This is a genomic window from Gemmata obscuriglobus (assembly GCF_008065095.1).
Taxonomy (GTDB): Bacteria; Planctomycetota; Planctomycetia; order Gemmatales; family Gemmataceae; genus Gemmata; species Gemmata obscuriglobus.
Genome location: NZ_CP042911.1, coordinates 5,111,849 through 5,124,578 on the forward strand (window position 1 = coordinate 5,111,849; position 12,730 = coordinate 5,124,578).

The 12,730-nt window shown below is 66.1% G+C and carries 14 protein-coding genes and 1 pseudogene; 10 read left to right on the forward strand and 5 right to left on the reverse strand.

The window, feature by feature from the left end:
- The first annotated feature begins 301 nt into the window (after positions 1-301).
- The 5 genes and pseudogenes from GobsT_RS21095 (at position 302) to GobsT_RS21110 (ending at position 4,192) form a co-directional block, all read left to right on the forward strand.
- Positions 302-532: a transposase gene (locus GobsT_RS21095; RefSeq protein ID WP_081471463.1), complete on the forward strand. Its 231-nt coding sequence runs from the start codon at positions 302-304 to the stop codon at positions 530-532.
- Between the two features lie 152 nt (positions 533-684).
- Positions 685-1,932 (forward strand): DUF1501 domain-containing protein, encoded by a 1,248-nt coding sequence (locus GobsT_RS21100; RefSeq protein ID WP_109571485.1) that lies wholly within the window; start codon positions 685-687, stop codon positions 1,930-1,932.
- A 127-nt stretch (positions 1,933-2,059) separates the two neighbouring features.
- A complete protein-coding gene (locus tag GobsT_RS21105; protein WP_162097343.1) occupies positions 2,060-3,100 on the forward strand; it encodes an IS4 family transposase in 1,041 nt (346 codons plus the stop codon).
- 74 nt (positions 3,101-3,174) lie between these two features.
- Positions 3,175-3,327: pseudogene (locus GobsT_RS41170) on the forward strand (IS4 family transposase); the annotation flags it as partial.
- A gap of 40 nt (positions 3,328-3,367) precedes the next feature.
- Positions 3,368-4,192, forward strand: a complete 825-nt coding sequence (locus tag GobsT_RS21110) for an IS5 family transposase (protein ID WP_010035390.1) — start codon at positions 3,368-3,370, stop codon at positions 4,190-4,192.
- A gap of 18 nt (positions 4,193-4,210) precedes the next feature.
- Here the strand turns inward: GobsT_RS21110 and GobsT_RS40550 are convergent, their stop codons facing one another.
- Complete coding sequence (locus tag GobsT_RS40550; protein WP_109570957.1) at positions 4,211-4,795, reverse strand: ISAs1 family transposase; 585 nt, start codon at positions 4,793-4,795, stop codon at positions 4,211-4,213.
- On the reverse strand, positions 4,683-5,357 hold the full coding sequence (locus tag GobsT_RS40555) for an ISAs1 family transposase (protein WP_010035343.1): 675 nt from the start codon (positions 5,355-5,357) through the stop codon (positions 4,683-4,685). Before GobsT_RS40555 ends, GobsT_RS40550 begins: the two co-directional genes overlap by 113 nt.
- 96 nt (positions 5,358-5,453) lie before the next feature.
- On the opposite strand from GobsT_RS40555, the gene GobsT_RS21125 reads away from it, so the two are divergent.
- On the forward strand, positions 5,454-6,020 hold the full coding sequence (locus GobsT_RS21125; protein ID WP_010035346.1) for a hypothetical protein: 567 nt from the start codon (positions 5,454-5,456) through the stop codon (positions 6,018-6,020).
- 10 nt (positions 6,021-6,030) lie between these two features.
- Here GobsT_RS21125 and GobsT_RS37970 read toward each other — a convergent pair whose 3' ends face one another.
- Positions 6,031-6,201, reverse strand: coding sequence for a transposase (locus GobsT_RS37970; RefSeq protein ID WP_010035349.1), 171 nt, complete (start codon positions 6,199-6,201; stop codon positions 6,031-6,033).
- 186 nt (positions 6,202-6,387) lie between these two features.
- Entirely contained in the window at positions 6,388-7,545 is a 1,158-nt protein-coding gene (locus tag GobsT_RS21130; RefSeq protein ID WP_010035353.1) for an NAD(P)-binding domain-containing protein, read from the reverse strand.
- 381 nt (positions 7,546-7,926) lie between these two features.
- Here GobsT_RS21130 and GobsT_RS21135 point away from each other — a divergent pair, with 381 nt between their 5' ends.
- Positions 7,927-8,808 carry a transposase gene (locus GobsT_RS21135; protein WP_071529242.1) on the forward strand — a complete coding sequence of 294 codons (882 nt, stop codon included), beginning with the start codon at positions 7,927-7,929 and terminating at the stop codon, positions 8,806-8,808.
- Here the strand turns inward: GobsT_RS21135 and GobsT_RS21140 are convergent.
- Complete coding sequence (locus tag GobsT_RS21140) at positions 8,801-9,115, reverse strand: hypothetical protein (protein ID WP_010035363.1); 315 nt, start codon at positions 9,113-9,115, stop codon at positions 8,801-8,803. The two genes, GobsT_RS21135 and GobsT_RS21140, sit on opposite strands and share 8 nt — an antisense overlap.
- Before the next feature lie 229 nt (positions 9,116-9,344).
- Between GobsT_RS21140 and GobsT_RS21145 the strand changes: the two genes are divergently transcribed.
- From GobsT_RS21145 to GobsT_RS21155, 3 genes are all read left to right on the forward strand, one after another.
- A complete protein-coding gene (locus GobsT_RS21145) occupies positions 9,345-10,814 on the forward strand; it encodes a DUF1501 domain-containing protein (RefSeq protein ID WP_010035365.1) in 1,470 nt (489 codons plus the stop codon).
- A 267-nt stretch (positions 10,815-11,081) separates the two neighbouring features.
- On the forward strand, positions 11,082-12,020 hold the full coding sequence (locus tag GobsT_RS21150; protein WP_010035368.1) for a response regulator: 939 nt from the start codon (positions 11,082-11,084) through the stop codon (positions 12,018-12,020).
- Positions 12,021-12,232: 212 nt separating this feature from the next.
- Positions 12,233-12,640: a helix-turn-helix domain-containing protein gene (locus GobsT_RS21155; protein ID WP_010035371.1), complete on the forward strand. Its 408-nt coding sequence runs from the start codon at positions 12,233-12,235 to the stop codon at positions 12,638-12,640.
- Positions 12,641-12,730: the final 90 nt, after the last annotated feature.

Genomic DNA, 12,730 nt, shown 5'->3' on the forward strand with positions numbered 1-12,730 from the left:
AGCGCGTTCTTCGTGGACGCCGCGCACTTCGTGCCGGGGTCGTTCTGGTGCTGCGTCTGGTGCCTGGTGCGGATGTTCGTGCGCGCGGCCTCGGGGCGGCGAAGGTACAACGTCTTGGGGGCGTGGAACGGCGTGACTCGGGAACTGATCCGCGTGACCAACGAGACGCGCGTGTCTTCGGATACGATGGTCGAGTTGCTGGGCCGGGGCGCGGCACGGGCCACCGGACCGACGACATCGGTTCTGGATAACGCGCGGTATCAGCGGTGCGCGGCGGTGGAGGCCGAAGCCAAGCGGTTAGGTGTTGCTGTTCCTGCCCTCGTACTCGCCCAACCTGAACGTGATCGAGCGGCTGTGGCGGTTCACCAAGAAGAAGGGGCTGCGGGGCAAGCACTACGCCGACTTCGCGACCTTCCGGGCGGCCATCGACGAGTGCCTCGATCGCATCCCAACGGACCACAGCGAGGCTCTCGCCTCGCTCACGACGCGGAAGTTCCAGACGTTCGACCGTGACTCATTCCTGACCGCGTAAAGTATAAAACCCATCTTCCTCTTTCGAGGTATCAACTGTGCGCCCCGTGCGAGCCAAGCGCGAATGCCGTCCTGCTGATGTCGCGCGGCGTTGCCATGTTCCAAGCGGTGCGAACCGTCCCGAAACAGTACCGAACTTTTATGGAATCACTGATGTCGTCCCTCACCCGGCGTCATTTCCTCGCAGCGGCGCCTTCGTTCGCGTGGCTCACCCCGCTCGGCACCGCACTCGCGCGGGCGTCAGAGAAGACTCGCACACCCGCGAAATCGGTCATCGTACTGTGGCTGGGCGGTGGGCCGAGTCAGCTCGAAACGTTCGACCCGATGCCGGGCACAAACATCGCGGCCGGCACCAAAGCCGTCAGCACCGCCGCCAAGGGTGTTCAACTCGCGGAAGGTCTCGAGCGCCTCGCGGATCAGATGAACCACGTCGCCCTGGTCCGTTCGCTGTGGAGCCCCGAGGGCGACCACGAGCGCGGCACTTCGATGGTGAAAACGGGCGTGCGTCCGGACCCGACCACCACGTACCCGTCGCTCGGAGCGGTGATTTGTCACGCCCTTCCCGACACGACCGTCGATATCCCGCGCCACGTGTCCGTTACGCCGAACGAGTGGCCCGCGCGAGGCGGTGCGCTCGGCGCGGGGTTCGACGCGTTCAAGGTATTCGACCCGAAAGATAAGGTGCCGGACGTCGCGCCCCACGTTCCGCAAGCCCGCTTCGAACAGCGTCTGGAAGATCTGAAGGTCGTGGAAGACTCGTTCGTGAAGGGCCGTGGTACGCGCGTCGGCTCGACCGGCCACCGAGACACGATGGACCGCGCCCGCAAAATGATGAGTTCCGAACAGCTCAAAGCGTTCGACATCTCACTGGAACCCGCCTCGGTCCGGAAGGAATACGGCGAAACGCCGTTCGGGCGCGGGTGCCTCGCGGCCCGGCGGCTCACCGAGGTCGGTGTGCGGTGCGTCGAGGTGACGCTCGGCGGGTGGGACAGCCACGCGAACAACCATCAGATCACCACGCGCCTCAAGGGCGAACTGGACCCGGCGTTCTCCGCGCTCCTTCGTGACCTGAACGGGCGCGGCACGCTGAAAGACACGCTGGTGATGTGCGTCGGGGAGTTCGGCCGCACCCCGCAAATGAATAACCTCGGTGGCCGCGATCACTGGCCCCACAACTTCGCGGCGGCACTTGCGGGCGGTGGGATCAAAGGCGGCACCGTGGTCGGCGAGAGCGACCCGAATGGCGGAAAGCTGCCCGAAAACAAGCGCCAACCAATCGCGAACCTGAATGCGACCGTACTCCAGGCTCTTAGGATCGACTGTGAACACACGCTCCGGAGCCCGATCGGACGCACGTTCCCGCGCAGCGAGGGTAAGCCCATCAAGGCCATTCTGGTGTGAAATACAGTGGGCCCGAATGGCACTTCCTGGGGCTGTAAGTCGATTCGGTGTTAGAGGATAGGCGCGGGATGTCCGGGTTGCGAAGATGGAGTTACGACCGCCTCAACCCCGGCCCGGACATCCCACGATGGTACATTCTACCCGGCCCACGGCACCGAGCCAGATGCGTGCGATCCGCAACCGGTTCGCCCAAGGCGACGGGCTGCCCTTTGCGGATGCGCTCCCCGAATCGAGCATCGAACCGGCGATCCAGGAGCACGGCGGGGGATGGCGGGACGAGGTGTTCACCCCGGTCGTCACCCCGTGGGCGTTTCTCACCCAGGTCATCTGTCCCGTCGGGTGCTGCCGGTTGGCCGTCGCGCGGGTCCTGGCGTGGCTCGTGGTCCGGGGGGAGCCGCCGTGCGGGCCGGGCACGGGCGGGTACTGCAAGCCCGCACCCGGTTGCCCGAGGGCGATTCCACAACTGGCCCGGCACACCGGTCGCGGGTTGCACGACCGGGCCCCCGGGAACTGGCGGTGGAACGGCCGCCGGGTGCTGATCGCCGACGGCACCACGGTCACCATGCCCGATACCCCGAAGAACCAGAACGAGTACCCGCACCCGGGCTCCCAGGCCGACGGCATCGGGTTCCCGCAGATCCGGTTGGTCGCCCTGTTCTGCCTGGCCTGTGGGGCCGTTCTGGACGCGGCCCTGGGCCCGAGCCGGGGCAAGCAATCGGGCGAGACCGCCTTGCGGCGTCAGATCGCCGGGAGCGTCGGGTCCGGGACCGTGCTCCTGGCGGACCGGTACTTCGGGGGCTGGTTCGACCTGGTCCTGTGGCGGGAGCGGGGCATCGACGTGGTGACCCGGATCCACCAGAAGCGGGCCACGGACTTCCGCCGGGGCCGGCGGTTGGGCCGTGACGATCACGTGGTGCGGTGGCCCAAGGGGCAACGCCCGGAGTGGATGGATCGCGACACGTACGTGCGGTTGCCGGACGAGTTGGACATCCGCGAGGTCCGGGTGCGGGTCGCCCAGCGGGGGTTCCGGACCCGCGTGCTGGTGGTCGCCACGACCCTAACGGACCCGTCGATCCGGGCCACGGATCTGGGGGAGCGGTACCGCCAGAGGTGGAGCATTGAGGTGGACCTGAGACATGAACCCGCCGAAGTTGTCCCATTTGGATAGTCGTAAATCCTTGGCCGGAAACGCATTACACGAGTCCAAATGCGGCAGTAACGGCGGGTTCATGTATGAGGAGCGTCCAGGTGACGCTGGGAATGGACGTGCTGCGGTGCAAGACCCCGGGGCTGGTGCGGAAGGAGGTGTGGGCCCACCTGCTGGCCTACAACCTGATCCGCACGGCCATGGCCCAGGTGGCCCAGGCCTCGGAGCGCCGGCCACGCGAGCTAAGTGACTGTCCCATATGTGGCGGTTGGGTGGGTAGAATGGTCCATGCGAACCCAATCCTACCCGAGCGACGTGACCGACGAGCAGTGGGGGCTCATCGAGCCACACATCCCCGTGTACCCCGGCGGCCGTCCCCGCACCACCGCCCTGCGGGACGTCACCGACGCGGTCTTCTACGTGCTGCGGACCGGTTGCCAGTGGCGGTACCGGCCCAAGGACTTCCCGCCCAAGTCCACGGTCGGGCGGTACTTCGACGAGTGGCGACACAACGGCACCCGCGACACGATCCATGACCTTCTCCGCAAAAAGGTCCGCACCGCCGAGAGGCCGTACTCGCCCCGGACGACCGCGAGCGTGGATAGCCAGTCGGTGGACACGACCTCCGGCGGCGAGGAGCGGGGCCGGGACAACGCCAAGAACGTGGACGGGCGGAAGCGGCACATCCTCGTGGATTCCATGGGGTTGCTGCTGGCCGTGCTGGTGACGGCCGCGAGCGTCGATGATGCCAAGGCGGCGGCCGAACTGTTCGGCCGGCTGGACGAGCAACCGATGGGGAAGGTGCGCCGGGTGTTCGCCGACCGCAAGTACCACAACTACGCCCTGTACGAGTGGGTCGAGACGAACGCCCGGTGGGAGCTGGTCATCGTCCGCCGCCCGGACGGGGCCAAGGGGTGGGTGAAGTTACCGCGGCGGTGGACGGTGGAGCGGACGTTCGCCTGGCTGGGGACGTGCCGGCGGTTGTCCAAGGACCGGGAGAAGACGGTGCGGTCGTCGGAGGCGTTCGTCAAGTTGGCCATGATCCACCTGATGCTCAACCGGCTTGAGCCGAAAGGGGTCGACGCCGAGTTTCAATACCACACGGTGGCATAAATCCCACATATGGGACAGTCACTCAGAGATTGAAGCCGGGGCGTTGAGCAGGTCCAAGGCGAGGTCGGGGCGAGCGACCATGGCCCGGGTTGCCGCCGCCACACTGGGGTGTTCGGTGTTCCGCAACAGGTACACCGCGACATTCCGCAGCGACGCCAACGCGCGTGGGGCCGGACCGCGCCGCACCCGGCACCGGTCCTCCCCGAGCGTCACGTCGCGGGTGTAATGCAACCCGTTCTCGATACCCCAGTGGCCGCGCGAGTAACCTAACAGTGCACCCGCGTCGGCCGCCAACGTGCTGAGGCTGGTGATCCCGTACACCACCTCCACCGTGGCCTTCCCGTTCGCCTTCCGCCGCCGCTCGAGCCGGAACGCCTGTCCCACACCCGGCCAGTTGCTCAAGTACCCGTTGAGCCACGTGGTGGTGGTAATGGTCCGCCGCTCGACACGCCCGTGTCCCTTGCCTTGGTCGGTTGCCGTGCCCGCGTGTTCAGCCCACTGTGCCTGAACCGAGGGGGGAAAAGCCGCCCGACTCGGCGGCGAACGCGGTCTCGATGTCCCGCCGCAGTTCGGACTGGTTCCCCTTGGCGTAGAGGATGTAATCGCCGCCCTTGTGGAGTACCTTCGCGCACACGTCGGCGTGGGTGAAGATGGCGTCGCCCGTGACCACCGACCCGCCCAGCGGGGGCAGCACGTCCAGCAACCGCAGGGCCGCCTGGTGCTCGTTGGTGGTGGCTTCGACGGTCATCTGAGCGATCACCCCGGAGGCCTGGGGGGCGTACGCGGCCAGCAGGTGGGTACCCGGTACCGCCCCGTCCCGGGACCCACACAACCGCTTCCCGTCCAACGCGATGTGGTCCCACCCGTCCGGGTGCCGATCCCCGAGCCATGCACCGATGATCCGGTCCAGGTGGTCGGCGTCCAACTTCCGCAGCAACCCGGCGATGGTATTGGCGCACGGCATGTTGCCGTTCTGGAACCCCAGCGCATGGCCCAACCGCTTCGGCCGCAGCCGACCGAACTGCGAGATGGCCTCGGGCGTGGTATGCCCGGCCATCACCGCCACCAGGCACAGAGTCAACAGCCCCACCAGCCGGTACTGGCGCCCGTGGCGGCTCCGCGGGTCCGGTAACTCGGCCAACCGCTCGACCAGTGACCCGGGCATTGGCGACTCCCAAATGAGGAGTCGCTCACATACCCAAATGCAGCACCTTGCCCAAGGTCAATCCGTGCGTAGCCCTGGGGCACGATCGCGAAGGGCTTGAAAGCGACCGCCACGTTGTGGCCCGCGATCGGTGTGGCGTTCGGGTGGTTGCATCAGACGGCCCACGTGTTGGGTGTGGAAGTCACATCCGGTGCGGCGATCCGCAAGAAGCTGGGCGGCTTGTTGGGGGCCATGCCGCGGCACCGTCGTTCGGCGGGCGCGTTGAAAGATGCGGTGCATCACTTCGTGAAGGTCACTCGGAGTTACGGGCCGGGCTTGTTCGCGTGCTACGACGTGGCGGGCCTGCCGCGGACGAACAACGACCTGGAGCAGTTGTTCGGCGCGCACCGGTATCACGAGCGCCGGGCGAGTGGTCGCAAGGGCGGTTCTCCGGGAACCGTGCTTCGTGGGTCGGTGCGGGTGGTGGCCGCGTTGGCGACGCGGACGGGGGAGGTCACCGCGTCGGACTTGGCCGGGGCCGACCGGGACCAATGGAAGCGTGCTCGCGCCGAGCTGGAGGTGCGGCGCCAGCGGCGGGTCGAACGAAGGCGGTTCCGCCGGAACCCGGAGGAATACCTGAAAGCCTTGGAAAACAAGCTCATCCTGTCAAGTTTGCCGGCCTAGCTTTTTTCACCTAGTCGAGCTCGACCTTGAGGCGCCCGATCTGCTCATACAACTCAACCGTCTTGTCCTCCGGGGGTGCGGTGCTATTGGCCGTCGAAGCGAACGCGCCCTCGGCCCCGGCCAGGAGTTGCTTCTTCCAGGCGTGGATCAGGGTCGGGTGGACCCCGTGCTGACTCGCCACCTAGTTGATCGTCTTGTCGCCCTTGAGGGCCGCCAGTGCGACCTGGGCCTTGAACGCTGCCGAGTGACTCTTCCGCTTGCCCGCCATCGGTTCCTCTTCCCTGGATTGCCGGTGTAGCTTAACCGGCGGTCCAGTTTTCGGGGTCCACTATACCACTGTAGTGTGCGAAGTTGGATCGCGTGCGGATCATGCCACCTTCTTCGCGTAGTGGTCGAGCCGAGGGGTGCCGGTGAGGCCCGCGAACACTTTGCGAATCTGATCGAATCCGTTACGGAGCAGGAACCCGGAGTCGCGTCCGTAACTCTTCGAGCCGAGGACGAAGTACCCCGGCTCGCCGGTCTCGGGGGCGCCGGCCGGTTCGGTCACGCGCAACCCGTCGCTGATGCGCAGGTCGGCCCGGTAGCCCACGTTCGCAATGAGCCGCTCGCACTCCCAGGCGATGGGCTTGCCGTTGCTCCGACCGGACACGCGGAAACCCTGGTTTGGGCCGTGGCAAAGGACCTCATCAATGACCGTCTGCGGGTGGAACTCGAGGTTGCCATCGCACCGGGTCGCGAGCGCGTTCGCCCGCGCCGCCAACCGGTCGCGCTCCTTGAGCGGATCGTTGGGGATGCGTGGGAGTGGCTGCCCCCGCGGGCCGCGTGTGAGCCAGACGACCCACGTATCGTTCGCTTCTTCTGCGAGCGCCGCGAGGGCACAAATGGTGGTTGCCGCAGAGTAGCTGCCGCCCACAAGGACGATGCTTTTGCCCGCGTAATGCGCTTTACGGGTGCCGAAAACGTCTTCGATGCCCCAGGCGATGTGCTGCCGGGCCGCGAGTTCGCCCACCGCGGGGATGTTGCCGTCGCCCAGACGCTGTGGGGTGATGTACGTGCCCGTGCAGTCGAGAACGACGTCCGCTGTTACGATGCCCTCTTTGCCCGCAGCGTCGCGGACCAACAGCCGGAACGGGAGCTTGTCCGCGACTTCCGATTTTTTGACGCCGGCCGCCCGCCCGACCTGAAGCACTGCAGCTTCGAGGTTGAGCGATTCGAGCAACGTTTCGGATTCGGCGATGGGGGTCGTGTAGGCTTCGAGGAACTCGCGTCCGGTGAGCAGGTCGGTTTCACCCGGAATCGTGCGCGATCCCTTCTCGTGTCTCACCTTGGCGAGACCAAGCGGCGTGACGTTCCACCCGAACGGGGTGAACAACTTGACGTGCCCCCAGCGGCGCAGGTGCTCGCCCACGGGGCCGCGGTCGAACACCGACACCGTGAACCCGCACGTCTTCGCATACAGTGCAGCTTCGATGCCGATCGGACCCGCACCGATGACCGCCACCCGCAGCGGTTGACCCTTGACCATTTCTGTTCGTGTCCAGTAGTTTCAAGTTAGCGGCGATTTAGGAATAGCGGGCCGCATGGGTTTGCCGGTTAATGGCGGTTACCACGCCCCCATTGCCGGAGCCCCCATGCGGCCCAAGGCCCAGTCTATCCGACCAATCCGGGGCCATGCCACCGTACACCTGCGGCCGGTGCTCACCGACTGGCTCGGTCGAGCGGTCCAACTGCCCAGGCGGCGCCGCCGGTGCACCCCGGAGGTGGTGTGGCAGGTGATCCTGTTCGCGGCCGCGTTCGCCCGGTCCGTGGCCGCCGCGTGTGCCGCCGTCGCCCCGGCCCCGTCCGGGCAGGCCATCTGGGATTGCTTGTACCTGGCGCTCCCCAAGCGGCGCCGCACCCTCGAGCGGTGGTTGCTCCCGGCCCTGCACGCACCACTGGGGAAGCGGAGGCGGGCCGCGCGGGTGGCCATCGACTACCACCGGATCGGGTACTTCGGGACACTGAACCGGGACACGACCCGGTCCAAGGAGGCCGGGGCACCCACAACTTCCACACGTACGCCACCGCGTGTCTCGTCGGGGGGCCGGACCGATACACGGTCGGGGTGACCGCGGTAGGCGAGAAGGAGCCCATGACCGACGTGCTCACCCGGTTGCTGGATCAGCTGACGGCCGCACGAGTTACGGTCCGGGTGGCGCTGCTGGATAAGGCGTTCTTCACGATCGCGGTGATGCGGTTGCTCCAGTCCCACAACGTGCCGTTCGTGATCCCCGCGGTGGTCCTGGGGCGGAAACCCCGACCCGGTGTCCCGGCCGTCGGGTTGCGGGCCCTGCGGCGGCGCCGGGCGGGCCGGTACACGTACACCCACGCGGACCGGGGGACCTCGGTCCGCAGCGGCCTGGTGATTGCGCACAAGAGCGACCGGCATCGGAAGACCGGGGGCCGGCGGACCAAGACGCTCCTGTACGCGCCCTGGCGGGTAACCGGTGCCCCGGTTCCGATCCGGGACCTGTACCGGCGACGGTTCGGGATCGAGAGCAGCTACCGCCGGCTGGGTCAGGTGCGGCCCCGAACCTCGACGACCAACGGGGTGGTGCGGTTGCTGTGGGTGGCCGTGGGCCTGATCCTCCGCAACGCCTGGATCCGGTTCCGAACGGCACGCGGCCCGGGGTGGGCGCTGACAACCGTGTGCCTGATCCTGCTGGCCGACAGCTTAGCATCGCCAACAATTATCCGCCAGCTACTCACTGACGTGGCTAACGGTAGCAATCCCAGACCGCCTACTTGAAACTACTGGATTTGGTATGATAGAAATGGAACTTGGCCGCGTACTGGCAATCGGGGCAAGTCACGCTGCACCCGACGTACCCTTTTTTTCTGGCTTGCCGGACATCGGTGACGAGATTCTGACCGGCATCGCGGAACTCGGTGTCGATGGCCCCGAACTCCTCGGCTTCGGGAACATCGACGGCCCGCTCGACCATCTGCCGCACGACCTGCTCGATTTGGGGCCGCAGTTGCTCCACGACGGCTTCAATGCGTTCCTCGCGGCTGGGTTCGGGAGCCGAGGATTTCTTGGGGTTGGTCGCCGACATGAGAACCTCCACGGGCGATGTCGGAAGCGGATTTGCTCAAGCCCCGGTAAGATAGTCCGTCGCCGCTGAACTTCCCACCCAAATACAAGCCGCACGCCCCGCCGCGCGGAACGGTGAAGAAACCTTTTGCGACCGATACCGAATTCCGGTAAACTTGCACTCACTTCTCAGAGCGGTCACGCCGCCCTGCGCTCCTCAAGCCCTCCCACCCCACTGCGGAGCCCTGTCCATGCTCGTCATTCCTGGTGCGGCCGCGAAAAGTGATTGTGACCGCGTCACCCGGCGCGACCTGCTCCGCATTGGCGGGTCCGGCGTTTTGGGCGTCACCCTTGCCGACCTTCTCGCGCTTCAGAAAGCCAGCGCGAGCACGAACAAGTCCGAGGTCGGCGGCGGTCCCGGATTCGGGAAGGCCAAAAGCGTCATCTTCATTTATCTCCAGGGCGGTCCCAGCCACCTCGACCTGTGGGACCCGAAGGACAACGTTCCGGACAAGGTGAAGAGCGTTTTCAAGCACCAGCAAACCAAGCTCACTGGCACGCACGTCACCGAGTTGCTTCCGAAGCTGTCACAGGTGCTCGATAAGACCACCCTCATGCGGGCGGTCAGCTACACGCCTTACGGGCTGTTCAACCACACGGCCGCCATCTACCAGATGCACACCGGGTACACCACCGATAAGGTCAGTGCCTCCGGCCAACTCGAGCCGCCCAGCCCCAAAGACTTCCCGACGCTGGGTTCGAACATCATCAAGATGAAGCCGCCGACGGTGCCGATGCTGCCGTTCGTGATGATGCCCCGGCCGCTGCAAGAGTCCAACGTGGTCGGAAAGGGCGGCACCGCCGGCTTCCTCGGCAAGGGGTACGAACCGTACACCCTGTACCCGTCCGGCGACGACATGGACATGGCGAAGATGAACCGCATCCGCACCGACGACCTCAAGCTGCGCGATGAACTCACCCCAGTCCGGATGGAGAAACGGGCCACACTCCGCGAGACCATCTCGAAGGGGATGCCCGAAATCGAAGCGGCGGTCGCGAAGCACGACCTCGACGAGTACTACGGTAAGGCACTCGGCCTCGTCGTGAGCGGCCGCGCGAAGAAGGCGTTCGAACTCGCCGAGGAGAAGGCCGAGCTGCGCGAAAGGTACGGAAAGAACACCTTCGGGCAGTGCCTGCTCCTGGCCCGCCGGCTGGTGGAAGCCGGAACGCGGTTCGTGGAAGTCGTGTGGCCGAAGGTCGCCAACAGCGACAACCACTCGTGGGATGTCCACGTCGGCCTCTCGAAGCGCATGAAGGACCAGGCCGCGCCGATGCTGGACGCCGGACTCTCGGCCCTCATCACCGATCTGGACGAGCGAGGCCTGCTCAAAGAGACCCTCGTCGTGTGCGTGGGCGAGTTCGGCCGCAGCCCGCAACGGGGCGTCAGCACTTCCGGCAACCAAAACTCCGAAGACGGCCGGGACCACTGGCCGTACTGCTACACCGGGGTCATCGCCGGCGCCGGGGTCAAGCGTGGGTACGTTCACGGCAAGAGCGACAAGACGGCCAGTGCGCCGGTCGAAGGCGCGATCCACCCGACCGAGTTGCTCGCGACCATCTACCACTCTGTCGGAATCAAGCCGGACACGATCGTGTACAACCATCTTAATCAGCCACGTGAGCTAGTGAAAGGCGAGGTCGTGAGCGGGTTGTTGGGTTGATCCGACACCGCCACCGAAACCGGTGAACATAACGTTACAACCGCTTGGGCTTATTGCCTGAGCGGTTTTTCTTGCGCCCGCTCCAACCACCGCAGAGCGCCGTGCCTACCCAGGCATCCGAAACGGGTTTGCTTCACAGCAGGGCGGTGGCACAGTTGAGCAGTCGCTACCAGCCGGGTGCAACCTTGTCCGTAGCGAACCGGACCGAAACTGGTAATATGGCCTTACTCGGCGTTTCAATTATGTGCCGCCACAGGAAGCCGCCACATGGCCGACCTGCCCGCCGCCCCGCCGGCACCCGATGCTCCGCTGATACTCGTCGCCGACGACTCACTGCTGGAACAGCGGTACGTCGCCCGCATTCTCGAACAGCAGGGCGGTTGGCGAGCGGTGTTCGCGCGCAACGGCGAGGAGGCGTTAGCGCTGCTCGCCAAGACCCAACCGGCGCTGCTGTTGACCGACATGAACATGCCGCGTATGGACGGGCTGACGCTCGTTGAAAAGGTGCGCGAGAAGCACCCGCACGTCCCCGTAGTCCTCATGACCGGTAGCGGGAGCGAGCGGCTGGCGGTGGCGGCACTCAAGGCCGGTGCCGCGGATTACGTCGCCAAACAGGCGCTGAGCCACGACCTCATCAGCGTTCTCGATCGGGTCTTATCAGCCGGTCAGGCGGCGCTCCGGCGGTACGAAGTGCTGCGAGGCATGACGCGGCGCAGTTCGCAGTACGTTCTGGAAAACGACCCTACTCTTGTGCCGCCGCTTGTGGCACAGTTCCGCGAAGACCTGATCGAAATGGGGCTGTGCGACGTGACCGGCGCGACGCGGGCCGGCATCGCGCTGGAAGAAGCACTGCTCAACGCCGTGTACCACGGGAACTTGGAAGTCAGTTCGGAACTGCGCGAGGGCGGCGACAGCGCGTTTCACAAACTCGCGGCCGAGCGGCGGTTCCAGTCACCCTACGCCGAGCGCCGGGTGCGGGTGGCCGCGCGACTGACGTCCGCCCAAGCGACCTTCGTGGTGTTGGATCAAGGGCCCGGCTTCGATGTGAGTAAGTTGCCGGACCCGACAGAGGACATCTTCATCGAACGGGCGAGCGGGCGCGGCATCCTGCTCATGCGGGCGTTCATGGATGAAGTGCGGTACAGCGCCACCGGCAACCGCGTCACGATGGTAAAGCGCCGCGACCGCGCGTCCAGCGATGAGTGAAGTTCATCCGATTCCGACCCCCGACGATCCCGGGGGCCGGTCGACCCCTTGTCTCGTGACGTGATTTGCCCATTATACCCTACTCGGCGGCAGTTGATCTTTTTCTTGTCGTCCGTACAAGAATCCCTGAATCGGTGTTCGGATCTCTGCTCGGGGGTCGCCAATGGGTATTGTGGTTCCGCCCCACCCTTTCGCCCGAGGAACAAACCCGGGTGTCGGCCGACCGGAATGAGCACCCGGACCCGGTGGTGCGGCGCAAGATGCTGGTGCTGTGGGCCATACACCTGGGGCACTCGCGACCGCAGGCCGCGGACCTGGCCGGGGTCGGCGTCGCCACAGCCAAGCGGTACGTGCTCGCGTACCGGGACGGCGGGTTGGACCAACTGGTGCTGGTGCGATGCAACCGCCACATCCCCACCAGCGCGCTCGCCGACCACGCCGAGGCCATTACGCGGTCCCTCACCGCGCAACCGGTGCGTACCACGGCCGAAGCCATCGAGCGGATCCACCAGCTCACCGGGCTGCGCCGCGGGCTCACCCAGACCCGCACGTTCCTGGCCGGGCTCGGGTTCACATGGCAGCGGTCCCGGGCCGTCCCGGTGCCCCCAAAAAGTCGCTGACCGAGCACGTTCAGATCCAGCGGCAGTTCCTCGGCACCGAACTACAACCGACCTTGGACGCGGCCGCCGGCACCGGGCACGTCCTGTTCG